We start from the raw sequence: 23715 nt of genomic DNA, 5'->3' as shown, positions 1-23715 counted from the left end.
TGGTTAATGATCAGAATTTAAATGTTTTTCCAGCCTAAGATGTTGTATTTGGTTCTTGGTTGATTATCGGTCACGCCATATATAAGAGTCCTGGTCCCGATTTTATTCTCGGCCAGGTCGCTGAAATAATCCATTCCTTTGAAGTGAGCGGTGATGATGGTCTGAGTTGATTTAATTTCAAAAATATCGAAAACATTGCCGTTTTGGGAGAGCAGATCAATTTTCATGACCATTGGAATCTCGCCAGAACCAGTAATCGCGATGAAGATATTGATGTTCGTTTTTTTTGTAAAATTCAGATACAATCAGGTTTTCGAAAATGTTGCCCCTCAAAGGGCTTTCGAGCAATATTTTGCGGGTTCTCATTCCTAAAATATGACATAACAAGCCAGTATCATAGAAATATAGCTTTGGGGTTTTAACAATCCTTTTGTTGAAATTTTGATAAAATGGCTGCAGCTGAAAGATCACATAGCTGCTTTCCAGAATGGATAGCCAGGCTTTTGCGGTTGGTTGAGAGATGCCACATTCATTTGCCAGAGCATTAAGATTGAGCAGTTGGCCAACTCTGGCGGCACATAATCCTAAAAATATCCTGAACTGTCTTGTATCCCGGATGGATTGCCGTGGACCTGTTATAGCTATTACCGGATACTTCTCTTTTGTATTTGAATGGCTTCTTCCAGGTGTCGTATAAAATTCATAAGTATTTGATAACTAGATCTAAATATACTCGAATTTTGAAATTACATGAATTTTATTTTGAAATTACATAGCTTTTATTTTGGAATTGCATAAAAAATCCTTCCCAAGGTGACCTGAGAAGGATATAAATTCAATTGCGTTGGAATGCTAATTTTTGGGGGTGGTACTGACCTTCCCTGCTCCTTGGCTCTGCATCTGCATTGGGTTAGGCATCTTTTTGGCCTGCTCCTGTTTGAAGATCTGGAAACGGGTTGGTTTTGCAATGCGGGGGAAAGAATTGTTCTCTGTGTCGATATCTGCAATCTGCATGTAGGGATCCAGCGTCCATTGCACCACTTTTTTCTTGGTTACGATCACTTTGTTGATCTGCTGATCATTGAAGCGCCAGATTTCAGCCGGGTATACAGCAACGGAATCGGTCCCGTCTTCGAAGCCCATTTTGATAATGACAGGCATTGGCAACCCACCCTTGTTTTTAACCGAAACGGTATAAAAATTCTGGTTATCCTGGATAAGCTGGCGCTCATTTTCAGTCAGTGTCGCCAGATATTGCTCATATTTCTGCTTATCTGCTTCCGTCACTTTAAATGGGTCGTAGCGGTTATAGAAATCGGCCATGGTCGAATCCTGGGCAACTACGGTTTCACCTTTTGTTTTGGCATCCTGTATTTTGCTCATGGTGTTCAGTTTATTCGCAGCTTCTTTCCGGGCGATTTCTTTTTCGATTTCAGGGTTTTGGGTATTGATATTGAACCAATCAACACTTACCAGGTCCTGGTCTACAGGCTCGGTACCATAAAACCATCCCTTCCAGAACCAATCCAGGTCTACGCCCGAAGCATCTTCCATGGTACGGAAAAAATCAGCAGGCGTAGGGCTTTTGAACCTCCAGCGGGTTGCGTATTCCTTAAAAGCATGGTCGAATAATGCGCGGCCCATGACAGTTTCCCGCAGGATGTTCAACGCAGTTGCCGGCTTGCCATACGCATTGGGGCCCAAGCCGATCACATTTTCAGCGGAAGCCATAATGGGCGTCAATACCGACTTGTCCGACGACATATATTCGGTGATCTGATTGGGTTCGCCGCGGCGGGTAGGGAAGTTGTAATCCCATTCTTTTTCGGCCAGGTACTGGCAAAATGTGTTGAGCCCTTCGTCCATCCAGGCCCATTGGCGCTCATCGGAATTCACGATCATCGGGAAGAAGTTATGACCTACCTCATGGATAATCACACCGATCATGCCATATTTCACAGCCTCGCTGTAAGTACCGTCCTCCTCGGGGCGGCCACCATTAAAGCTGATCATCGGATATTCCATACCGCCACCCGAAACCGAGTGGCAGGAAATGGCCACTGGATATGGATATTCAAAAGTGCGGGCTCCATAGGATTTCAACGTATGGGCGACAGCTCGGGTGGAGTACTGCTCCCAAAGCGGATTGCCTTCTTTTGGATAAATAGACATACACCAGATCTTGCGCCCGCTTTTGTACACATCGCTTTGCATGGCGTCCCAAATGAATTTCCGGCTGCTGGCGAATGCGAAATCCCTTACATTATCGGCCTTATAGATCCAGGTTTTCTTTCCGGGATTTTTGTTCTCCCGTTTTTCTGCCTTTTCCGCTTCTGTCTGCGTAACGATAATAACCGGCGTTTTGGAAGTTTCCGCTTGTTTCAGACGTTGTTTTTGGGTCGCCGTCAATACCTGTGCATAATTCTGGCATTCGCCGCTGGCTGCTACCACGTGGTCGGCGGGGACGGTGATCGCTACTTTGTAGTTTCCGAATATCAAAGCAAACTCACCCTGGCCGAGGAACTGCTTGTGATTCCAGCCGTTGACGTCGTCATAAGGGGCCAGACGCGGAAACCAGTGTGCGATAAAGTAATTGGCATTTCCATCCTTTGGAAAATATTCATAACCGCTTCGGCCATAGTACTCTGTGATGTAATAACTCCAGTCTACTCCGAAAACAATGCTGGTACCCGGTTTCATGACCATTGGAAGGTCAATCCGCATCATGGTACCGTTGATCGTGTAAGGCAACGCTTTTCCCAATTTGTCTCTGACGGCGGAGATCTGGTAGCCATATTCTTTTTTGGGATCAAGATTCGAGCCACGGCCATTGTTCAATGCGGCCAGCTGGGTTGTGCTCATTCCCTTGTCGCTGATGGTGCCCGTTCTGGACATTGCACCGATCCCGTCTTTTTTGAAAAGGTTTTGATCCAGCTGCAGCCAGATGTATTTCAGGTCGTCTGGAGAGTTATTGAAAAACGTGATCGTCTCTGAGCCGATAATCCGGCGGTTATCATCGTCCAGTTCGGCTTTGATGTCGTAATCGGCACGCTGTTGCCAGTACTCTCTTCCTGGTGCACCAGATGCCGAACGGAAGGAATTAGGGGTAGGTAATCCCGTTCCAAGCTGTTCGAAACGGTCGTTGTATTTGAAGTTGGGTGAAGCGGGGATCTGCTGGGCCATGGAAGCCAGAGGGATCAGCAGAAAAATGATTGGGAACAGCCTTTTTTTCATGATTAGTTGGTCATTGAGATATTGATTCTTCTTTCTTAGTTGGTGGGGGAGCTGGTGAGCGTCCTGAAAAGTTCGTTATTGAGAATGAGCGATAACGCCATTCCAACTATAATTCCTGACAATATGTTGATCCAGTTCATCCTTTGGATTCTCAGCAGCTCGATCAGGACAAATGCAATAGATAGGATGATCAGCACAATGATCAGCTGACCCAACTCCAAGCCGATATTAAAACCAAGCAGCGGATTAAATATTTCGGCCTCTTTCCCCAAAAGCGCTCTCAGGTAATTGGAAAAGCCCAAACCATGGATCAGTCCGAACGCCAATGCCAGCGGATACCTCAGCGTGGATTTTTGCTCTTGCTTGCCGAACGACTTTTTGGGGACTTTATAAAAGAAGTTTAGGCATGCCGTGATGATAATGGTGCCGGGAATGAGCAATTCCACCCACTCGGATTGGATGCTGACATAACCCATTGTCGCCAATGCGAGCGTAATAGAATGCCCGATGGTAAACGCGGTTACCAGCACAATTACCTTTTTCCAATCGATCAGGGTATAAATGGTGCAAAGGGCCATAATAAAAAGGATGTGATCATAACCTTTGGAGTCGGTGATATGATTAAAACCTAGTTGTAGGTAAGCCTGAAACTCGGACATTAAAAGGAAGTAAAATGAAAAATCCTGACAAGATAATTGTCAAGACAAAATAAATGAACCCGAATATATCCTTTTCAGCGGAGTAAAGCAATATGGAAAGAAAAAGACCGGAAGCATATGCTCCCGGCCTTTCTAAATTCTGACACCAATTATATAAGATTTTTATAAGCTTATTTGTAGATCGTATTTTGTGGATCCCAGTTGGTCCAGCCAGTAGTCCAGTCTGTTGTTCCAAAAGCACCTCTGAATGTTTCTTTTGTGAAGAAAGCGTCAGCACCTTTGCCATCCCATACCGCATCTTTCAGTAATGGTGAAGTTGCTCCCGGTAGGAAACTTGGGGCACCCAATTTGAAATTGTCGGCATTCAATACCAGAGAAGCAAGGTCAGTTACGATCGTGTTTTTACGAGCAGCTGCTGAGAAGTATTCAGTAGCCTGTGCATCTGTGATCGCGCCTTTTCCTGTAACCGGAAGGGTGTTGTTAGCTAATACCAGCCCTCGTAGGTCCAGCGTGCCGGCAGTTGCATTGGCATAAGTACCTGTTGCAGTTCCGTCCAGACGAAGACCTTCAGGATATCCTACAAAAAGCGAGTTAAGGATGCTAATAGATGTATTTCTGCGCAAGTGCATGGCAGATTGGTATCCACCGCTTCCTTTCACCGTTGCAGTAGAAGGAGTGCCGGCAGTAACAAAATTACTGAAGTTGGCAAATACAGGGGCAGTCAACGGTAAACCTGCATTAGCGTCAGTTGCTGGCTCGCCCGGGTTGTAGTTATCAGATTCGAAGCCGTTAGAGGCAGACTGATCCGCATACTCGGGGTCACGCAATGAAACTCCGTATTGTAGTTTTCCAGTGAAACCCCAGTCTGTATCGAAATCATCATCGAAACCGCGGTAAGCTACCAGATACTTCATGTTTACAGTTCCACCGAACCATTCGTAAGAATCGTCACCGCTGTAAGAAACCTGAATGTGGTCGATTGTAGTACCAGAACCTACAGAGTACAATGTAAGACCGTTGATCTCGCTATTTGCAGTGGAGCTCAATGCGATACCGCCAAACTCGATACGTACATATTGCAATGTTCCCGAATTGTCAGCAGCAATGTTGTCCGTTCCGATCGTACCACGGATACCACCTTCGAAAGCAGTACTTCCGGGACGGTTGTTTGGTGCTTTACCAATTAAAACAACACCACCCCAGTCACCATATGTGCGTTTTCCTGGATCGGCATTGGAAGTGAAAACGATTGGTTTATCAGCCGTACCTACCGCCATTAATTTAGCGCCGGCTTCGATGATCAGTGCGCCACCTTTTCCGGATGCAGTTGGATCGGCATCTTTGTTAGCACCTTTGATAAGCGTACCTGGCTCGATGGTAAGCGTCGCGCCGGAGGCAACATATACAAAACCTTTCAAAAGATAAATTTTGTCAGCCGTCCATTTTGTATCGGCTTTGATTTCACCTGTTACTTCCACAACTGAACGAACCGTTTCAGAAACCGTGAAGGTAGATGTGCTTTTAACAGTTACGCCGCCAACTGTTACGGATATAACGCCGGTAGTAGCGCCAGTTGGAACGGTTACTTCGAGCGAAGTAGCAGTTGCCGCAGTTACTGTCGCCGGAGTAGTATTAAACAAAACGGTATTGCTTGCAGGGGTTGTGCTGAACTTTGTTCCTGTGATCACAACTTTGGTTCCGACCGCCCCGGTAGTTGGCGCGAACGAAGAAACTGTTAAAACTTCCTGAACCGGATCTGGTTCGTCGTCATTTTTACAGGCCGACATTGCCATGAACAGGCCGGCGATTAGAAGTAGAAAATACGACCGACTTTTTTTGATAATCATAGTGAATTGAAGTTGATTTACAGATAATAGTTATGAATGGTTGAAGTCAAAGGTTTAGGGAATAACAGTCCTTTTGCCAAAGTTGTAGGCTGCAGTCAATGAGAAGTAGCTCCCTCTTTTGAACTTGCGGATATCCTGATCAGCGCTTGCATTAGCAGACGTCACGTCTTTGCCGATTTTTCCGTCGTGATTGAAATCTTGGGAATAGCGTACCGGTTGGTTGAAGATGTCCTGGATGCCTAACCGGATTTCGAGATTGTTTCTGAATTTCTTGCTGACGTTAAGATCGACGACGTGGCGTGGCATTTCGTAAACCGTTGGGTTGTCCATGTTACCCACTGCAAAAATCCGCTGCCCAAATACGTTGTAAAGCACATTCCACTGCCAGCCGCTTGGTTCGGCGTAATAAACACCTCCATTGATCAGGTAGGGCGACTGGTTGGCCATTGGACGTTTTGAGTCGGTGATACCGGTCAGGTCATATTTCTGGATAGTGCCGCTCAAATCCGGACCTTCCACAACTTGTCCCAGGTTCACGCTGCTTTTAATAATCGACGCGTTGGCGATAAGGGTAATGTTTTGCATAAACTGGCTTGCTGCTTCCTGGAACCCTTTGCGGATCTCCAATTCAGCTCCGTAACTCTGAGCGGTACCTGCATTGATGAAGGTGTAAGCCAATCCGTTTCCGGTAGGGATCAGGAAGGTTTCGATCGGGTTTTTGAAGTGTTTGTAAAAACCGGTAACCGAAATCAGCTCGTTCTGTGAAGGGTAAAACTCCCATTTCGCATCCAGATTCTGGATTTTAGCAGTTTTAAGCGCCGTATTTCCGCGGATATCCGCAAGCAGGTTAAAGTCGAAGTATGTAAATGGAGCCAATTCCCTGAATTCAGCCCTGTTCAGTGTAGAAGAATAGGCAAGGCGCAAATTTTGCTTTTCTGTCAGCTTATAAGTGAAGTTCAAAGAAGGCAGAGGGATGAACACGATGTTGTTGACGAGCTCTTTTCTCACATTTACAACCGTTGAATGCAACTGTTGGTTGTTGTATTCGCCACGGAAACCCAATGTAAGTATCGCTTTTGAACCAAAATTGAGATCACCGCTTACATACGCAGCGTAGTAGTTATTGATACCCTGGTAAGAATCCAGGTCTTTGGTACCGTCTTTGATGGTCAGTCCACCGTCGAGGCCGGTAACATTTTGAGGAGTGAAAATTGTACCTATATCTCCGCGGAGAATGTTTGAAGCATTACCTACATTGGTGTAGCCATAAAAACGGGCTGAGTAATCGCGGTCTTTACGCTCGCCGTAAACCCCGAAGCGGATTTTGTTAGGCTCACGGTCAGTAGGATTACCGAAAGCGTGCTCGCCATTTACAGCGAGTGTCAATACGCGCTCGTTCAATTTGGAGTAGAAACGGCCGAGGTCAATCGGGTTAGGATCGATAGGCGCTACTGCCTGGAACGGGCTTAGCTGTCCATCAGCGCCAGTTTGACCGGTTACACGCTGGAAACGGATCCTTTTCCAGTCTGGCTCCCAGCGGCCTGTATAGCCGAAACCGGTAATCCAGTTCAATTTGGTCAGGTCGCCGATCTTGTGATCTCCGGATACCTGGGTTGTAACAATGCTTCTGTTTTCAAAACGTTGCGAGTAGTTGCGTACGTCATAACCGTCCACCACGCGCTGTCCGTCACGAGCCACTGTCTCCGTATTGCCCAACTGGTTGAAAAGAGTCTTCCATTCCAGGTTGAAAACAGGGGAGAAGCGGAAAGTCCAGTTATGAAGTACCCCGATCCGTGACTGGCGGGAGTAATTTGCATCGTTATATTTTTCAAAAACGTCATTGGCTGTCAAACCATTTTGATACAGTTTAAGCGCAATGTTCGAATATTGATTGGTAAGGGAGTAGTTGATGTTGGTGATATTGCTTACATCCACGTTGCCGATATCGAAGCGGCGGCCCATATTGAATGCAAGGCGCAGGTCAGGAGAGACATTGATGTTTTTCAGGCCCCACGAGTTAGGAAGAAGTTTTCCGTATGCAGCCCTTTCAGGAGAGCTCAACGTATTGAAATCAGCTGATCGCTTTGGGAATGCGCTCGATAATGTCTGGTCTGCACCCCATAAACCCAGGATATTAGCGCCGCTACGGGTATGCGTCTGAACGTTTTGAAATGTGGTATTGGCACGATAACCTACGGTAACTGCCCCATCGGTGAAGTTTTGGTCGGGCCGGCGTTTGGTATAAATCTTGATTACACCACCTGCGAAATCACCTGGCGATTCGGCTGAACCGGATTTGTAAACAATCATCCGGTCGATGATGTTGCTCGGTACCAGGTCAAACGAGAATGAACGGGTATCGACTTCGCTTGAAGGCGTAATGACATCATTGATTAGAACGGCATTGTAGCGCGAGCCTAAACCACGAATCATGACAAAGCGGTTGTCGACAATGCTCACACCTGGTACGCGGCGAATGGCTGCAGCAGCATCCCTATCCTGTGATTTCTGTATCTGCTGTGCTGAGATTCCGACCGCAATGGGCTTCAATTGCTTGATCTCACTGATTACCGCAACTTCGGTGTTTGTAGCACGGGCACCTCTTACCACAACTTCCTGCAAGGCTGTGCCTTCTTCATCCAGCTCGGTATCTATGACGGTCGTGTTGCCAGACTCGACCCTTACATTGGGAATTTCTTTGGTTTGGTAAGAAACAAAAGTGATGATGACTTTGTGAGTACCGGCCGGAACATTGGAAAGGACAAAACTTCCGTCCACGTCGGCGGCAGCTCCGATCTGTGTGCCTTCGATCAAAACGGATGCTCCAATGAGCGCTTCTTTGGTTTTAGCATCTTTGATGGATCCGCGAATGGACCCGGGGCCTGCAAATGCTGTAAGAACAGCTGAGAGGGAAATGAGAATTGTAAATAGTTTGGTTTTCATTCTTAGGTGTCAAATTTTCGACACAAAAGTAGATCGCCAATGTTACCCCAATGTTAAGGCTATATTATGACTCAGTTATTTAAAAAAAGCCGTTTTTGTTAAAAATCAGGTATTTACTCGATAATTCCCTGGCCATCCTCCGCCTCAAAATTGTCCAAATCATGGACAAAACCGTTGATTACGGCGTACTTTATTTTACCAGCTTTTTTAAGGACAAAAGTAGCCGTATGCCCTAGCCCCGGTGTCCCGGAGGGTACCGATTGACCGCTTCGGAGAATGTGCAGTGGGGAAGTCGTGAAATAAACTCCGAGTGCGCGCGTGTTGCTATCTGGTGCCAGCCGAACGTAAGTATATCCCTCTTTTAAGAGGTTTACAGCTCTGAGTCTGCTGATCTCGCTGACGTTTTTATAAGCAATCGGGTAAACTTTTCCTTTCTCTACTGTGAGGCCGCTGGCGTCGACTTCCTGGCTGCCGTACTGCGGGTGCAGGTCGCCAAAATCTTCGATCTTACTATGATAAAAGAATTTGGTCGCATTGGAATAGTTCACTTCATTTCTGTTGATCCCGAAATCGGCAGTAAATGATTTGCCCGACTGCCTGACCGTCGCATTGCGTACGACGAGGTCATATAGCCACCTGCCGTTTTCCGGGATTTTATAGTAATCCTCGTGATTTTCCTTTGTTAATGAATTGTCGGAGATCTTGGCCAGTGCAGACAAAATGGCGACAAAATTAAGCTGGCGTATATACTGTTTTTCAGGATCCCCGACATACCCTCCCGACTCGATCAGAACGAGTGTCGTGCCCCACTTCTGAACGTTATCACCAAACCCCCTCGGTTCATGATCGTCGGAGTAGCGGGCAACCTGGCCGGGAATGTACTTTTGAAGGATATTGTTCATGCCTACGATCAGCTGCATGGAACGCTCACGTACCTTGTTGATCGAAAGCTCATAGTCGTAAGAAGTGGCGAGGAACGATATAGTGGCAACTTTGGGGCTGCGGCCAGCGGAGTAGCGAGGGCTTTGGTCGTGCAGGTTAAAGCCGAAATCCGGTTTCAGGTTGTCTACCAGGCTTTTCAATATTACTGCTTCGGGGGTTTGCCTTGCTGCCGCATCGCGGTTCATATCGATACCCTGAACGGTCCTGCGCTGGTAACGTTCGGCCCCGTCCGGGTTGAGCATGGGAACAAAATACAAGGTGGTATTTTCGAGCAAGCCTTTGCGGAAATTGTCGAATCCGTCATTTTTCCCTTCCAGAAAATTGAAAATATCAAAACTGGCCATCGTTGCAGTAGGTTCGTCGCCATGCATCTGACTCCACAGCAACACTTTTCTCTTTCCGGAACCTGCTTTGATCATTTGAATAGGCCTGCCTTCAAAGGATTCGCCTACTTTCTCAATGGTATAAATCGGATGGCCCTGGCGCTTGGAAATCAAGGGGAGAATGTCCTTTTGTTTGAAACGGCGCTGGGTTAAGGAAGCTTCTTTGTAGGTAGCGTGTTTATCAAAAAGCCGGCGTGCCATGTCTTCGGTTTGGGCCTGTGATTCAATGGTAGTCAAGGTAATAATTGAAAGGAATAGTTGTGAAATGAATGGTCTCATGCAGTTGAATGCCTGTTTACGATCGCAATGTACAAGAATTTTCTAAGCAAATTTTAATGTAATATTTACTGAACGGCAGTCCTCTGTTTCTAAAATTTTGCTTACATTTGCATCATGTTCAAAGCTGAAACACATCATCAATTTCATCATAGCCATCAGGCTTTCGGACGTCTTGGATGATATGTTTTTGCAAGTAGTGTTGTAATAAGGTTGAATACATAGTATCCCAGAAGCCCGATTTTTGTAAATCGGGCTTTTTTTATTTAGGCCTCAATATCAAAATTCAATGAAAACCGTCATAATTAAATACAACGCTGGAAATGTGCAGTCGGTCATGTATGCGCTCGACCGCATCGGTGCTGGTTACCTGTATACGGATGATGTGGAGGAGATCGGATCGGCCGATAAAGTCATTTTCCCGGGGGTAGGCGAGGCCAGTACTACCATGAATTATCTGCGGAAAACAGGACTGGATAAGGTGATACCCTCATTGAAGCAGCCGGTTTTCGGAACATGTATCGGGATGCAGCTGATGTGCCGTTTTTCGGAGGAAAACAACACCGAATGCATGGGTATCTTTGATGTGGATGTCAAACGGTTCCCGACAAATACCGAATTAAAAGTCCCCCATATGGGTTGGAACAATATATCCGATTACAAGTCGGCGCTCACTTTCGGGATACCCGACAATGCGTTTGTTTACTTTGTACATAGTTTTGCACCTCCTGTATGCGACTATACTGTTGCGAGCTGCGAATATGTCACGCCTTTCAGCGCCATGTTGCAGAAAGATAACTTTTATGCTGCCCAGTTTCACTGTGAAATAAGCGGGGATATAGGGCAAAAGATCATTGAAAACTTTTTGAATATTTAAAGGATAAACCCACCCGCAATGATAGAAATAATACCGGCTATCGACATGATCGACGGAAAGTGCGTCAGGCTAACCCAGGGAGATTATGGCAAGAAGATAATTTATAATGAAGATCCGCTTGAAGTTGCATTGGAATTCGAGGATGCCGGACTGAAAAGACTGCACCTGGTGGATCTTGACGGAGCAAGGGTCAAAAAAGTGGTCAACTGGAAAGTTTTGGAGAAAATCGCTTCGAGAACATCACTATATATCGATTTCGGCGGCGGGGTACAGTCTGACGACGATTTACGGACTGTTTTCGAGAGCGGGGCAAAACAGGTCACCGGCGGAAGCGTTGCTGTAAAACAGCCGGAAGTTTTCCAAAACTGGCTTTCTGTCTATGGAGGGGAAAAGATAATTCTCGGGGCAGATGCGAAAAATGAAAAAATTGCGGTAAGCGGCTGGGAGGAAGGTACGCAGATCTGGGTTTATGACTTTGTAGAAGAATATGTCGAAAAAGGAGTGAAATATACGATCAGTACGGATGTCGCGAAAGATGGATTGTTGCAAGGTCCTTCTTTTGATCTTTATAAAAACCTTCAGGACAAATGCCCTGAACTGAAAATTATCGCCAGCGGCGGAATAAGTGGTATTGAGGATGTGGAAAAGCTGGCGGAAATGAAAATTTATGGCGTGATCATCGGCAAGGCGATTTATGAAAATAGGGTCAGCCTTGCAGAATTACAGCGTTTTTCAGCTTGACTTATGCTCACTAAACGGATTATCCCCTGCCTGGATGTAAAAGACGGCAGAACAGTAAAGGGAATTAATTTCGTCAATCTGCGCGACGCAGGGGATGCAGTGGAACTGGGTGCATTGTACGCGGCCCACGGAGCGGACGAGTTGGTTTACCTGGATATTACGGCTACAATTGATGGTCGCTCAACCTTCATTGATCTGGTTCGCCGGGTAGCGCAGACCATTAATATCCCTTTTACGGTCGGTGGCGGAATTTCCTCTGTTGCCGATGTATCTGCCTTGCTTTATGCAGGGGCCGATAAGGTTTCGATCAATTCGGCTGCTGTGCGAAATCCTGACCTGATCAATGAACTATCCCTGGAGTTCGGCAGCCAATGCATTGTCGTCGCCATAGATACACGTTACATTGCAACAGAAAATGGTTACGAACATGTCGTTCATACGCATGGCGGCAGGAAGCCGACGGAGATCAGGACGATCCCCTGGGCTAAGGAGGTAGAGGAGTGTGGGGCAGGCGAGATCTTATTGACTTCGATGGACACAGACGGTACTAAGACTGGCTTTGCACTGGAACTTACTGCTACTGTTTCGGGAAGTGCCAATATTCCGGTAATCGCTTCCGGCGGAGCAGGAACTATGGAACATTTTTATGACGTATTTACGGCAGGGAAAGCGGATGCCGGACTGGCTGCAAGTATTTTTCACTTTCGGGAAATCGATATTCCGGATTTAAAGGAATATCTTAAAAACAAAGACTTGCCGATCAGAATGACCCGGTAGTCATTAAACTCACGACTCAAATGAGCGAATCCTTTTCAACAATTGACTTTGAAAAATCTGCCGACGGGCTTGTACCGGCAATCATTCAGGACCTGCACACGGATAAAGTTCTGATGCTCGGTTACATGAATTTGGAAGCATTGGAAAAAACAAAGAAAGAGGGTACCGTCACTTTTTTCAGCCGCAGTAAACAGCGCTTGTGGACAAAGGGCGAAACTTCGGGGAACTTTCTTTTTGTGAACGAGATAACAGCCGATTGCGATGGCGATACCCTGCTGATCAAGGCAACCCCCGCCGGTCCGGTATGTCACACAGGTGCGGATACATGTTTTGGGGAAAAAAATAGCCAGGCTGTGCGGATCGGGGAAGCGGTATTTCTCAATTACCTTCAGAAGAAAGTTATCCGGGAAAGAAAATTAAACCCTTCGGAAGCGTCGTATACCAGCAGTCTGTTCAAAAAGGGAATCAATAAGATTGCGCAGAAGGTTGGGGAGGAAGCAGTGGAAGTGGTAATCGAAGCGAAAGATGATGACAGCGAACTTTTTAAAAATGAAGTTTCGGATTTGCTGTTCCATCTTTTGGTCCTCCTGGAACAGAAAAACATTGACTTAGACGAGGTAATTGACGTACTTCGTAGCCGTCACCAGTAAATCGGAAACTGTATGAAATTACTCCTACGTCTTGTAATCAGTACTTTGGCTATATTGATAGCAGGTTATTTAGTACCCGGTGTTGTGGTTACCAGTGTCGGTTCGGCATTCATAGCAGCGATCGTGTTGGGCATCCTGAATACGTTTCTGAAGCCCATCCTTCAGATTTTAGCCTTGCCGATTACAATCCTCACGTTGGGTCTGTTTTATTTTGTAGTCAATGTGTTCGTTATTTATCTGGCTACCTATCTGGTCGACGGATTTGCGATCAGCAATTTCATCTCTGCATTGTTATTTAGTCTCGTGGTTTCGGTCGTTTCGGCCATTCTTGGTATGTTTTTGGATTAGTGTACAGTTGGCCTGGTATCAGGCGATAATTGAATGCACATGATTTGACAACTACCGCTTATGCTAAGTCAATTAGAGGAAATCAAAGACACCCTTTTTAAATATTTCGAGACCCGGATCGATCTGTTTAAAATTGAGACCAGAGATAAAATTGAACGTGCAGTGGTCATGGCATTGTATGCCGCATTGCTGTTGTGTATAGCGCTTACGATACTGATCTTGGTCGTTATACTGATAGGCACTTTCCTTAACAGATGGCTGGACAGTGATTACATGGGATACCTGATCCTGTTGGGAGTCTTTATTTTGAAACTGGTTGTCTGGATTGTTTGGAAAGAAAACTGGGTCCGTTTGATCCGGGGCATCATCGTTCGTTTTACCAAAGACAAAGAGGGGTAACGCTTTAGATGGTTACTTTAGGAAATATTTTGACCCGAATTGCTATTTTTGGATTCCTTTTGGAAGCTTCATAAACCACTATTAAACAGGGATGAAATGAATTCGCCAATAGATTCTTCCGTAAAAATAAGGCCCTTTTCTTCTGATACGGATAAAGACAAACAGGACTTGCTGCTGGATGCGGATGTTTATCGTGACAAGCTCGAGCATCAATGGAGTGATCTTAAAACCCAGGCCACCGGTGTCGGAAAGCAGGCCCTGGTGATAGGAGGGGTAGTTGCAACTTCTTTTTTAGTAATGAATGCTTTTTTGCCAAAAGGAAAAAAGAAAGAGAAAGAAGAGAGGCCGGAAGAGCTGGTGCTGGTTGAGAAAAGCAAAATCCCTAAAAAGAAAGCCCAATTTTCGGTTGGAAAAGCGGTTCAAAGTTTAGCCTGGACATTAGCAGTGGGATGGGCGCGCCAGAGGCTAAAGCATTTAATTGAAGACGAACGAAAAACTGAATGAAAGCAGCGAATCATCAAATCGCAGACCTCCTTTCTACGCGAAGAAGAGAAAAACGGAAATCGTTTGCTGTTCTCTTAGATCCTGATAAAGTTAACTTTTCCACCTTTCCCGAATTCCTCACTTACGCGGAACGGCAGGGTGTGGATTTCTTTTTTGTTGGTGGTAGCCTGATCACAAACTATGCGATAGACAAACTGATCGCAGCAATCCACGAGTATACCCGAATTCCTGCTATCCTGTTTCCGGGTAGCAGCTTGCATATCGACCCTTCTGCGGACGCTATTCTCTTGCTCTCCCTCATTTCCGGGCGAAATGCCGAATTACTGATCGGGCAACATGTGATCGCCGCACCTTTGTTAAAACGGAGTGGGATTGAGGTTTTGCCAACAGGCTATCTCCTCATCGAAAGCGGAAGGCTTACGACCGTTTCCTATATAAGTAACACAACTCCGCTTCCAAGGGACAAGCCGGGTATCGTGGCCTGTACTGCATTGGCCGGAGAATATTTAGGGTTAAAGAACATATTTCTGGACGCGGGCAGTGGCGCACAGTTCCCTGTGGCCGCTGAAACCATTGAAGCCGTGAGGCAGGCAGTGGATACACCTATCATTGTCGGCGGCGGTATTGATTCCTATGAAAAGGCGGAAAATGCATTAAATGCCGGCGCGGATGTGATCGTTGTTGGTAACGGAATTGAACAAAATCCCGATCTTCTTCCCGAGATCGCAGCCTGTGTGACCTCGTTTAACAGGAATTTGGAACAGGTTTAGTAAAACATAGTAGAAATAATAGGACTAAATGAAGTGTTTAGAATATTTTCTAAGGAATTTTTAAGTTCTTGGAAAAATACAAACTCAAAATTTAGGAATATTCGATCCTATCGTGTTACCTTTGCAACGAACCTTAATTACACCCAAGAAATGAAAAAATTCTTTGCATTTGCGTTTGTTGCCGGGATGGTAGCTTTCGCTGCTTGTACTAGCAAACCAGCTGACGAATCTGCTGACACAACTGCTGTAACTGTTGAAACTCCTGCAGTTGATACTACTGCTGTTGATACAGCTGCTGCTGATACAGCTGCTGCTGATACAGTGAAGTAATTCAGACGTACAAGTCGAAAATCTTGAAAAGCCCTATGAAAATAGGGCTTTTCTTTTTTTATTTAATGGATGAAAAACATATCCTTCGGCTTGCATGTGCCCCAATTGGCAAGCTCATATTGTGAAGATTTGTATCGCAATTACAAGTTTGAATTCTTTCTTTCACGTCCCCGGCGTACCCGGCTCGGCGATTTTACGGTAAGGCCAGGTTTCACTCCGCGAATTACGGTTAATGTTAATTTAAACCCCTATAATTTCCTGATCACCTATCTGCACGAAGTTGCGCACTGTGTAGTTCATTACAAATACAAAGGAAGGTTCAGAAAGCGGGTAGCCCCACACGGTTCTGAGTGGAAGCATGAGTTCAGGACACTCCTTGCGCCGGTTATGATAGAAAGTATTTTTCCGGAAGATATTCTTGGCCCGTTGCTTCGTTATGCTCAAAACCCTGCTGCATCTACCGGAGGAGACCAATTGCTTTTTAATGCAATCAGAAAGTACGATGAGCAGGCTTTACAGGCGGGAAGAATTGCATTGGTGCAGTTGAATGAAGGTTCAAGCTTTGTTTTCCAAAACCGGACTTTCACCCGCGGAACATTGAGACGGACCCGTGTGCTGTGCACAGATCAGGTTTCGCAACGCCTTTACACAATTCCCGCCCATGCACTGGTTGAAGCGTGCTGACTTACAGATATTGAAATACCGAATAGCTCTGACCTGTTTGGGAATAATGCTTCGTATTTCTTTACAGGCTCAATCGGTGCTCTCGACAGGCTTATGGTACAAGCTAGCCATCACGCAATCAGGCGTTCATAAGATTGATGGTGCTACACTTCGCAAAATGGGCATTGATCCAACCAGGATTACTCCGAATCAAATCCGGGTTTATGGCAATGGCGGTGCTATGTTATCTCAGACAAATATGGAAAAGCCTGCAACCGGACTTATCGAGAATGCTATCTGGGTGCAGGGTGAGGAGGATGGTAAATTGGACAATGCGGACGCCATTTATTTTTATGCAGAAAATCCTCATGTCATTGTTTTCGATTCGATTAAGTCTGAGTTGCAGCATCAAATCAATTACTATTCCGATACAAGCTACTACTTTCTGGGCCTGGAGCAGGGGCAAGGACTGAGGATTCGTAATATGCCGGTAATTTCTTCAGCCAATGCGCCCCTGATCGATCAGTTTGATGATTATTGGTACCATGAGACAGAAAATACAAATCTTCTGAAATCGGGCAGGGAATGGTTTGGCGAATATTTGGGCGGCTCACCTTTAAACATTGACGTGGACATTCCGGGTGTAATACCATCATCGGATATGAAACTGCGGACTTCGGCGATTGGGTCAGCTCAGGTACCCACCAAATTCATTTGGCAGGTCAACGGGCTTTCGGTGGGCGAAGGCGGGATAGGGACGGTCAGTGGCGGGACTTACGATGTGAGGGCTTTAAGGTCGGAAGCAACTTACAAGTTCAGCGCTCCTTCGGCCTCCAGTTTTAAGGTCAATATCAATTATGACAAGAATGGACAAAGTTCAGCACAGGCTTATCTGAATTATATCGGATTACAGGTAAAAAGGGACCTCCGCTTCTATGGGCAACAGCAGATTTATCATTTTCTTCCGCATCCATCAGATACTGTAAGATATCAGTTCAAGAATGCTGCCGACGGATGGAATTTATGGGACATTACAAGGCCGGCCATACCAGTCGCGATCAATGCTCAAAATACTTCCGGAACCTTATCAATTACAGCTATAGGGGCAAAGCGAACAGGTGTTTTTATTGGGTTCAGAACTGACCAGGCTTATGCGCTTACTTCCTGGCAACGGGTAGCCAATCAGGACATCACCTCGCTGGATACCCCCGACCTTCTCATTGTCACGCCGCAGGCCTGGGAAGGGGAGGCCAGAAGGCTTGCGGTTTTCAGGGAGTCGCATGATCATCTGCAGACATTGGTCGTAACCAGTGAGCAAGTTTATAATGAATTTGCCTCCGGGAAACCGGATGTTACGGCCATTCGGGATTTTACAAGAATGCTTTATAAGAAGAATCCGGGGCAACTTAAATACCTTCTTCTCTTCGGCGACGCTACCTATGATTACAGGAACAGGTTGAAAAATCAATGGCAAAGCCAGCGTAATAACTGGATTCCTGTATACGAAAGCCGGGAATCCCTGAATCCCGTTTATACCTATTCTTCGGATGATTACTATGGTTTTATGGAAACAGACGAGGGAACCTGGGCAGAGTCCACTGCCGGTGATCATACCATGGATATCGGGGTTGGCCGGTTACCCGTCAAGTCGGTTTATGAGGCTGAAACAATTGTGGACAAGCTGATACGCTACGAATCAAGCCGTTCGACGGGAAACTGGAAGAATTCGATCAAATTTGTCGCTGATGACGGGGATGGGAACATTCATCAAAGCCATGCGGATCAGCTGGCAAAACTGGTCCAGACAAATTTTCTGTCTTCCCGGATCTTCGTGGATGCGTTCACTCAGACAACAACCACTGAAGGACAAAAAGCGCCTGCGGTGAACAAGGCTATCAAAAGCGGGATTGATAACGGTACCCTGATCCTTAACTACACCGGTCATGGTGGCGTCAGTGGCTGGGCTGAGGAACAGATACTGACATTGGCTGATATGCAAACGGCACGAGGTATCGATAACCTGCCGTTATTGTTCACGGCTACTTGTGATTTTGGCCGGTACGATGACCCAGGAACGGTCTCGGGAGCTGAGATCATGGTTTTAAGTCCAAAAGGCGCGGCAATTGGCGCAATCAGTACAACGCGGCCTGTTTATTCCAGCACGAACTTTACTTTAAGCAAAGCATTTTATGAATCTCTGATCCAGCCAGGCGAAGGAAGGAGGATGGGAGATTTTTTTAGGGAAACAAAGAATAAAGCATTGGTCGGCAGCCTTAACCGTAATTTTACGCTTTTGGGTGACCCGTCGATGAAGCTGGGAAATGGCGAAAGGGGTATCCGCTGGAAAACAAGTGCGGATACGCTTCGTGCATTGCAAAAAGTGAGTCTGCAAGCGGAGCTCTATGACCGTGAAAACGGGCTTCGGGATAGTTTGTTTGACGGCCATGCGAGGGTCACGGTTTACGATAAGCAAACCCCATTTCAAACGCTCGGAAATGAGGGAGATCCAGCTAGCTATGCAGAGTTTCGCAGCAAGTTGTTCGATGGAAGCGTATCTGTTATAAAAGGGGTATTGACTTGTGAATTTGTGGTGCCAAAGGACATTGATTACAGGCTGGGGATTGGCAGGGCGAGCATTTTTGCGATCAGATCCGATAGTATCGTTGACGCCGCTGCTCAGCTGGACCTGACGATTGGCGGGAGCGGAGAGTTAATTGTGGATAACAAGCCTCCCCAAATTGCGGGTTATCTTAATGATCTGTCTTTTAAAGATGGTGATGCCGTTGAACCGTCGCCGGTTTTGTGGGTGCGGGTCGGCGATGAAAACGGGATAAATATATCCAATGCAGGCATCGGCCATGACATCACCATGACACTGAATGATACGCTGACCATCGTTTTGAACGATTATTTTACGGCAAACACAGATGATTATCGGTCCGGCATGATCAGATATCCACTGGAGAACCTACCGACCGGTAAATACATAGTCCGTGTAAAAGTATGGGACACTTATACTAACTTTTCAGAAATAGCGTTCGGTTTTCTAGTGGAAGCAGCAAGTGGTATCGCTATTAACAAGCTCAATGTTTACCCTAATCCTTTTGACCAGGATCTTTCTTTTGAGCTCAGCCATAGCAGGGTAAGTGAGGATGTAGAAGTTGATCTTCATATTTCACTTGCAACCGGTCAACGCCTGGCAAATTTTCGTTGGCAATATTACAACAGTGAGGCTACTCTGAGAGAATCTGTCAGTGCAGCGCAATTGAGAAACTGGGTCTTGCCGCATACAATGCTTGTATATCAATTGGTAATCCGGTCATTAAAGGATAATAGTATTGACCAACAATCGGGAAAGCTGGTACGCTCTCCTTGATATAATAAAACTTATCATTTTTTTAGTAATAACTATCTTTCATCGTATTTTTGACCCTTTAAAGAAGCTGATTCAAAGCACTTCCTATCGCAAATCCAATTTCTATGAGACTTTTTTTTGGTACATTATCCTCACTATTTATCTTATCTTCAGGCACACTTTTGGCCCAGAGCACACCACCCAGAATTCCAGCCTCACCACTTTCTTTTTTAACGTTTGCGCCTGATGCACGCAGTGCAGGGATGGGAGAAGCAGGTGTCGCATTAAGCCCGGATGCTAACTCAACCTATTGGAATGCTGCAAAGCTTCCTTACAATACCCGAGATTTTGGTGTTTCAGCCTCTTACACACCCTGGCTGCGAAATCTGGTGGACGATATGTGGCTGGGATATTTAACTGCATACAAAAAATTGGGGGATAAGCAGGCGGTCGCTTTTTCGGCAAATTACTTCAATAACGGAGAGCTGGACTTACGGGATGCGGTAGGAACTCAGATGGGGTATTTTAATTCGAGGGAGCTGGCATTAAACGGAACTTACTCGCGCCAGTTGGGAAGGAATTTTTCGATGGGGCTAACTTTGAAATATATCTCGTCCAATCTTGCAGGAACTGCGGTGATCAATGGTGTTTCGCTGAGCCCTGCACGCGTTGCCGCAGGTGACATCAGTGCTTATTATCGCAAACAGATCAAAAACGAAGAGACTGGTGGCGAATTTACTTGGTCCCTCGGAGCTGTACTTTCAAATCTGGGAGGTAAGATCAATTACGGGTCCGGAACAGATACCGAAAATTTTATACCAACCAACCTGAAACTAGGCGCTGGCTTATCGTTTACAGGAGACGGCAGAAATCGTTTTAACTTCATTATTGACGCCAACAAGCTCATGGTACCAACGCCAGACGGTGTTACCAATATTAACCAGAAACCCTATCTCAAAGGCGTATTCGGATCGTTCTCTGACGCACCCGACGGATTTAAAGAGGAAATGCAGGAAGTAGCTATTGCGGCCGGTCTCGAATACTGGTATAACAATATTTTCGCATTAAGAACAGGTTACTATGGTGAAAACAAAAACAAAGGCGACCGCAGGTTCTTTACAGCCGGTGCAGGAGCAAGGTTTATGGATAAATATTCCGTTGATTTCGCTTATCTCTTCCCGGTAACACAGGGAAGCCCTATCGCCCAGACACTCCGGATCACGCTTTCGCTGAGCTTAAACAAAGCTGAAAAACTGGATGTTAGTGATACTGAAAACTAACTGAATCAAGAAATTTATTTTTTCGGAGCGAATGGCGTTATTGCAACGTCATTCGTTTTTTTATACTTAGCACTTCGCATGTCACTGGACCGTACCATAGCACCTGATTTCAAGGTTATCCATTCTGTCAATTTACCTGAGCCTAAATCTTACCAACTCGATAACGGTATTGCCTTGCACGTTATTAATATCGGCGAGCAGCCTGTTATCCGGCTTGAATGTATTTTTGAAGCCGGAAGCTGGTATGAAGAACGTATTGGGGCATCCTATTTTGCGATCAAAATGTTGTCCGAAGGAACGGCGGAAATGTCCTCACAAGAAATAAGCGAGGCATTTGACAGACTGGGTGCATTCACTGAAATGACGCATACTTCGGATCGTATAGGAATCGTCGTTTATTGCCTCTCCCGATTCTTACCGGAAGTTTTATCCCTGGTAGGTCAGTTGATTCAGAGTGCTACTTTTCCTGAAAAGGAATTGGAGGAACTGAGGAATATCACCATCCAGAATCTGAAAGTCAACAGAGAGAAAAATGCGTATCTGGCTACTACCGAATTCAGGGCTAAACTGTTTGGCCTCGAACATCCATACGGGCAAAGCCAGGATGAAGCAAACATTTCCAATTTGTCTATTGAGGCCATTCTGAATCATTATAACCAATTTATAAAAAACGGAAAGTTCACCATTGTGCTGGCAGGGCAGGTTGGAGAACAGGATATTCAAAGTGTGAATGACGCGCTTGGAAAAAATCAGTTTACCGCGGGTTCGGTCAAAGCAACATTTATTCCTGTTGCCGCTTATCAGAACACCGAAGCGGTTGTAGAAAAACCCGAAGCTGTACAATCCTCCATTCGTATGGGTCGCATCCTGTTCAACCGACACCATCCTGATTATTTCAGAATGCTGGTAACCAATGAAATTCTGGGCGGATATTTCGGATCGAGGCTGATGAAAAATATCCGGGAGGAAAAAGGACTTACCTATGGGATTTCCTCACACCTCGTGACACTTCGCAACGAAGGTTATTTTATGATCGGGACGGATGTGAAGAAGGAATTTACCCAACAGACAATTGACGAAATCAAAAAGGAAATTTATAAACTCCAAACCGAACCTGTTGGCGAAGAGGAGCTGAAAACAGTTAAAAACTTCATGGCTGGTGAGTTTGCCGGGTCACTTAATACGGCATTCGAGGTCGCCGACCGTCAGAAAGTACTTTTACTGGACGGCCTTCCGGGTGGTTTTTATGACCATTACATCGATAACATCCACGCTGTTAAAAGTATGGATGTCATGGCAATGGCCAATATGTATCTGAAACCAGAAGACATGGCCACAGTGATCGCAGGTGGTAAGTAAGTCTTTCAGCCCTTATCCAATCCTTGTTTGTAAGCATTCAGGCATCGTTCCCGTGCCATTTTATGATCGATCATAGGTTCTGGATATTCGTTTGTGCCCAATTCCGGGACCCACTTTTTAATATATTCCTGTTGAGGATCGAATCGCTCTGCTTGGGCAATAGGGTTAAAAATACGGAAGTAGGGCGCAGCGTCCGTGCCTGAGCCAGCCGCCCATTGCCAGCCGCCGTTGTTAGCGGCGAGATCGTAATCCAGCAGTTTTTCGGCGAAATAGGCTTCTCCCCAACGCCAGTCAATCAACAAATGCTTAGATAAGAAGCTTGCCGTGACCATTCTTACACGGTTATGCATAAAGCCAATGGCATTGAGTTGCCGCATTCCGGCGTCAACCAGAGGATAACCTGTTTTGCCTTCACACCATTTTTTGAAATCATCCTTATCATAGCGCCATTTTATGTTATCATAAGCGCTGCGAAAAGCTTTCCCTTGACCAACTTCAGGAAAGTTCCAAAGAATCTGCTGGTAAAAATCCCGCCAGATCAGCTCATTCAGAAAAACCTCGCTGTTCTCTTTTGCTTTCCTTGCAAGTTCGCGGATGCTGGTTGTGCCAAATCTTAAATGAACGCCTATCCGGCTGGTAGCCTCAAGCGCAGGAAAATCCCTTTCGTCTTGATAATTTTTCAGGATATCGGTTTGCACCGTATCAGGTGGGAAATCGTAATCCGAACGTTCAAAACCCATTTCTGTCAATGAGGGAATTGTCGGCCCTTCCCATTTTAAAAGATTTCTGAAATATTTCTGGGTGGGGTAAGATGATAAATAAAAGTCGTTGAGTTTCTCTTTCCAGGCCCTGCTATATGGTGTAAAAACGGTATAAGGCCTCTCCTGAACAGTCAGTATTTCCTTTTTCTCAAAAATGACCTGGTCTTTGACACTTTTGAAAACAGTACCCTTCTCTTTGACGATCCGATAAATCTTCTTCTCCCGTTCGGTGGCGTAAGGCTCGTAATCGGTATTGGTATAAACTTCTGCTATTGTGTATTCGTCACTCAGCTTTTTCCAGATTTTTTCGGGGAAACCATATTCCACCATTATATCGGACTTTAGTTTCTTCAATTCCTTCCGGATATTTTCAATAGTATTAAAAATGAAGGTTACTCTGTCGTCTTTTTTGTTTTGGAGATCTTCCAGAATATTGCGATCAAAAATAAAAAGCGGTACAACGGGATAGCCCGAACGTAATGCATAGTATAATCCTGCATTATCGTGCAATCTCAAATCCCGTCTAAACCAGAATATGGCGATTTTCTCTTTGGTTTTTAAGCTCATGAATGAGGCGCGTTCGTATATTTACTTTGATATTGATTTGGATGATGTAA

21 protein-coding genes are annotated in these 23715 nt (G+C 45.5%); 13 read left to right on the top strand and 8 right to left on the bottom strand.

The window, feature by feature from the left end:
• Positions 1–17 precede the first annotated feature (17 nt).
• The 7 genes from AC1XUF_RS14660 to AC1XUF_RS14630 form a co-directional block, all read right to left on the bottom strand.
• Complete coding sequence (locus AC1XUF_RS14660) at positions 18–227, bottom strand: hypothetical protein (RefSeq protein ID WP_483342546.1); 210 nt, start codon at positions 225–227, stop codon at positions 18–20.
• Positions 217–594, bottom strand: coding sequence for a DUF4143 domain-containing protein (locus AC1XUF_RS14655; RefSeq protein ID WP_483342612.1), 378 nt, complete (start codon positions 592–594; stop codon positions 217–219). The genes AC1XUF_RS14660 and AC1XUF_RS14655 overlap by 11 nt, the downstream gene beginning before the upstream one ends.
• 258 nt (positions 595–852) lie before the next feature.
• Entirely contained in the window at positions 853–3234 is a 2382-nt protein-coding gene (locus AC1XUF_RS14650; protein ID WP_483342545.1) for a M1 family metallopeptidase, read from the bottom strand.
• 35 nt (positions 3235–3269) lie between these two features.
• Positions 3270–3893, bottom strand: coding sequence for a HupE/UreJ family protein (locus AC1XUF_RS14645; RefSeq protein WP_483342544.1), 624 nt, complete (start codon positions 3891–3893; stop codon positions 3270–3272).
• Positions 3894–4063: 170 nt separating this feature from the next.
• Positions 4064–5740, bottom strand: a complete 1677-nt coding sequence (locus tag AC1XUF_RS14640; RefSeq protein WP_483342543.1) for an IPT/TIG domain-containing protein — start codon at positions 5738–5740, stop codon at positions 4064–4066.
• A 54-nt stretch (positions 5741–5794) separates the two neighbouring features.
• On the bottom strand, positions 5795–8683 hold the full coding sequence (locus AC1XUF_RS14635) for a TonB-dependent receptor (RefSeq protein ID WP_483342542.1): 2889 nt from the start codon (positions 8681–8683) through the stop codon (positions 5795–5797).
• A 113-nt stretch (positions 8684–8796) separates the two neighbouring features.
• Positions 8797–10287, bottom strand: a complete 1491-nt coding sequence (locus AC1XUF_RS14630) for a M14 family zinc carboxypeptidase (protein ID WP_483342541.1) — start codon at positions 10285–10287, stop codon at positions 8797–8799.
• Between the two features lie 286 nt (positions 10288–10573).
• Here AC1XUF_RS14630 and hisH point away from each other — a divergent pair, with 286 nt between their 5' ends.
• The 13 genes from hisH to AC1XUF_RS14565 all read left to right on the top strand — a co-directional run bounded on the left by hisH (position 10574) and on the right by AC1XUF_RS14565 (position 22337).
• Positions 10574–11161 (top strand): imidazole glycerol phosphate synthase subunit HisH, encoded by a 588-nt coding sequence (hisH, locus tag AC1XUF_RS14625; RefSeq protein ID WP_483342540.1) that lies wholly within the window; start codon positions 10574–10576, stop codon positions 11159–11161.
• Positions 11162–11179: 18 nt separating this feature from the next.
• On the top strand, positions 11180–11902 hold the full coding sequence (hisA, locus tag AC1XUF_RS14620; RefSeq protein WP_483342539.1) for a 1-(5-phosphoribosyl)-5-[(5-phosphoribosylamino)methylideneamino]imidazole-4-carboxamide isomerase: 723 nt from the start codon (positions 11180–11182) through the stop codon (positions 11900–11902).
• A gap of 3 nt (positions 11903–11905) precedes the next feature.
• Positions 11906–12679 (top strand): imidazole glycerol phosphate synthase subunit HisF, encoded by a 774-nt coding sequence (hisF, locus tag AC1XUF_RS14615; RefSeq protein WP_483342538.1) that lies wholly within the window; start codon positions 11906–11908, stop codon positions 12677–12679.
• Between the two features lie 20 nt (positions 12680–12699).
• Positions 12700–13329, top strand: a complete 630-nt coding sequence (gene hisIE / locus AC1XUF_RS14610; RefSeq protein ID WP_483342537.1) for a bifunctional phosphoribosyl-AMP cyclohydrolase/phosphoribosyl-ATP diphosphatase HisIE — start codon at positions 12700–12702, stop codon at positions 13327–13329.
• A gap of 12 nt (positions 13330–13341) precedes the next feature.
• Entirely contained in the window at positions 13342–13677 is a 336-nt protein-coding gene (locus AC1XUF_RS14605; RefSeq protein WP_483342536.1) for a phage holin family protein, read from the top strand.
• 60 nt (positions 13678–13737) lie between these two features.
• Positions 13738–14076, top strand: coding sequence for a phage holin family protein (locus tag AC1XUF_RS14600; protein ID WP_483342535.1), 339 nt, complete (start codon positions 13738–13740; stop codon positions 14074–14076).
• A gap of 96 nt (positions 14077–14172) precedes the next feature.
• The gene (locus AC1XUF_RS14595; protein ID WP_483342534.1) at positions 14173–14580 is read left to right on the top strand and encodes a hypothetical protein; all 408 of its coding nucleotides are present in this window, start codon (positions 14173–14175) and stop codon (positions 14578–14580) included.
• Positions 14577–15350 carry a phosphoglycerol geranylgeranyltransferase gene (locus AC1XUF_RS14590; protein WP_483342533.1) on the top strand — a complete coding sequence of 258 codons (774 nt, stop codon included), beginning with the start codon at positions 14577–14579 and terminating at the stop codon, positions 15348–15350. Before AC1XUF_RS14595 ends, AC1XUF_RS14590 begins: the two co-directional genes overlap by 4 nt.
• Positions 15351–15500: 150 nt before the next feature.
• Positions 15501–15680: a hypothetical protein gene (locus AC1XUF_RS14585; RefSeq protein WP_483342532.1), complete on the top strand. Its 180-nt coding sequence runs from the start codon at positions 15501–15503 to the stop codon at positions 15678–15680.
• 69 nt (positions 15681–15749) lie between these two features.
• Entirely contained in the window at positions 15750–16364 is a 615-nt protein-coding gene (locus AC1XUF_RS14580) for a hypothetical protein (RefSeq protein WP_483342531.1), read from the top strand.
• Positions 16365–16410: 46 nt separating this feature from the next.
• Entirely contained in the window at positions 16411–19719 is a 3309-nt protein-coding gene (porU, locus tag AC1XUF_RS14575; protein WP_483342530.1) for a type IX secretion system sortase PorU, read from the top strand.
• Positions 19720–19823: 104 nt separating this feature from the next.
• Positions 19824–20978 carry a type IX secretion system outer membrane channel protein PorV gene (porV, locus tag AC1XUF_RS14570; protein WP_483342529.1) on the top strand — a complete coding sequence of 385 codons (1155 nt, stop codon included), beginning with the start codon at positions 19824–19826 and terminating at the stop codon, positions 20976–20978.
• 78 nt (positions 20979–21056) lie between these two features.
• Positions 21057–22337, top strand: coding sequence for a M16 family metallopeptidase (locus AC1XUF_RS14565; protein ID WP_483342528.1), 1281 nt, complete (start codon positions 21057–21059; stop codon positions 22335–22337).
• A 5-nt stretch (positions 22338–22342) separates the two neighbouring features.
• Here the strand turns inward: AC1XUF_RS14565 and AC1XUF_RS14560 are convergent, their stop codons facing one another.
• A complete protein-coding gene (locus AC1XUF_RS14560; RefSeq protein WP_483342527.1) occupies positions 22343–23665 on the bottom strand; it encodes a cryptochrome/photolyase family protein in 1323 nt (440 codons plus the stop codon).
• Positions 23666–23715 lie beyond the last annotated feature (50 nt).

This window comes from Dyadobacter sp. HNCC25DJ185, assembly GCF_056895195.1.
The sequence above is the reverse complement of the archived record's forward strand: the minus strand, read 5'-3'. Positions and strand labels throughout refer to the sequence as shown.

Bases quoted from the DNA above. Each gene is read 5' to 3' on its own strand.
- AC1XUF_RS14650 (WP_483342545.1), bottom strand. From the start codon at position 3,234: ATGAAAAAAAGGCTGTTCCCAATCATTTTTCTGCTGATCCCTCTGGCT.
- hisIE (WP_483342537.1), top strand. From the start codon at position 12,700: ATGAGCGAATCCTTTTCAACAATTGACTTTGAAAAATCTGCCGACGGG.
- AC1XUF_RS14640 (WP_483342543.1), bottom strand. From the start codon at position 5,740: ATGATTATCAAAAAAAGTCGGTCGTATTTTCTACTTCTAATCGCCGGC.
- AC1XUF_RS14600 (WP_483342535.1), top strand. From the start codon at position 13,738: ATGCTAAGTCAATTAGAGGAAATCAAAGACACCCTTTTTAAATATTTC.
- AC1XUF_RS14635 (WP_483342542.1), bottom strand. From the start codon at position 8,683: ATGAAAACCAAACTATTTACAATTCTCATTTCCCTCTCAGCTGTTCTT.
- AC1XUF_RS14565 (WP_483342528.1), top strand. From the start codon at position 21,057: ATGTCACTGGACCGTACCATAGCACCTGATTTCAAGGTTATCCATTCT.
- hisA (WP_483342539.1), top strand. From the start codon at position 11,180: ATGATAGAAATAATACCGGCTATCGACATGATCGACGGAAAGTGCGTC.
- AC1XUF_RS14590 (WP_483342533.1), top strand. From the start codon at position 14,577: ATGAAAGCAGCGAATCATCAAATCGCAGACCTCCTTTCTACGCGAAGA.
- porV (WP_483342529.1), top strand. From the start codon at position 19,824: ATGAGACTTTTTTTTGGTACATTATCCTCACTATTTATCTTATCTTCA.
- AC1XUF_RS14580 (WP_483342531.1), top strand. From the start codon at position 15,750: ATGAAAAACATATCCTTCGGCTTGCATGTGCCCCAATTGGCAAGCTCA.
- porU (WP_483342530.1), top strand. From the start codon at position 16,411: ATGCTTCGTATTTCTTTACAGGCTCAATCGGTGCTCTCGACAGGCTTA.
- AC1XUF_RS14645 (WP_483342544.1), bottom strand. From the start codon at position 3,893: ATGTCCGAGTTTCAGGCTTACCTACAACTAGGTTTTAATCATATCACC.
- AC1XUF_RS14660 (WP_483342546.1), bottom strand. From the start codon at position 227: ATGAAAATTGATCTGCTCTCCCAAAACGGCAATGTTTTCGATATTTTT.
- hisF (WP_483342538.1), top strand. From the start codon at position 11,906: ATGCTCACTAAACGGATTATCCCCTGCCTGGATGTAAAAGACGGCAGA.
- AC1XUF_RS14595 (WP_483342534.1), top strand. From the start codon at position 14,173: ATGAATTCGCCAATAGATTCTTCCGTAAAAATAAGGCCCTTTTCTTCT.
- AC1XUF_RS14560 (WP_483342527.1), bottom strand. From the start codon at position 23,665: ATGAGCTTAAAAACCAAAGAGAAAATCGCCATATTCTGGTTTAGACGG.
- AC1XUF_RS14630 (WP_483342541.1), bottom strand. From the start codon at position 10,287: ATGAGACCATTCATTTCACAACTATTCCTTTCAATTATTACCTTGACT.
- hisH (WP_483342540.1), top strand. From the start codon at position 10,574: ATGAAAACCGTCATAATTAAATACAACGCTGGAAATGTGCAGTCGGTC.
- AC1XUF_RS14605 (WP_483342536.1), top strand. From the start codon at position 13,342: ATGAAATTACTCCTACGTCTTGTAATCAGTACTTTGGCTATATTGATA.
- AC1XUF_RS14585 (WP_483342532.1), top strand. From the start codon at position 15,501: ATGAAAAAATTCTTTGCATTTGCGTTTGTTGCCGGGATGGTAGCTTTC.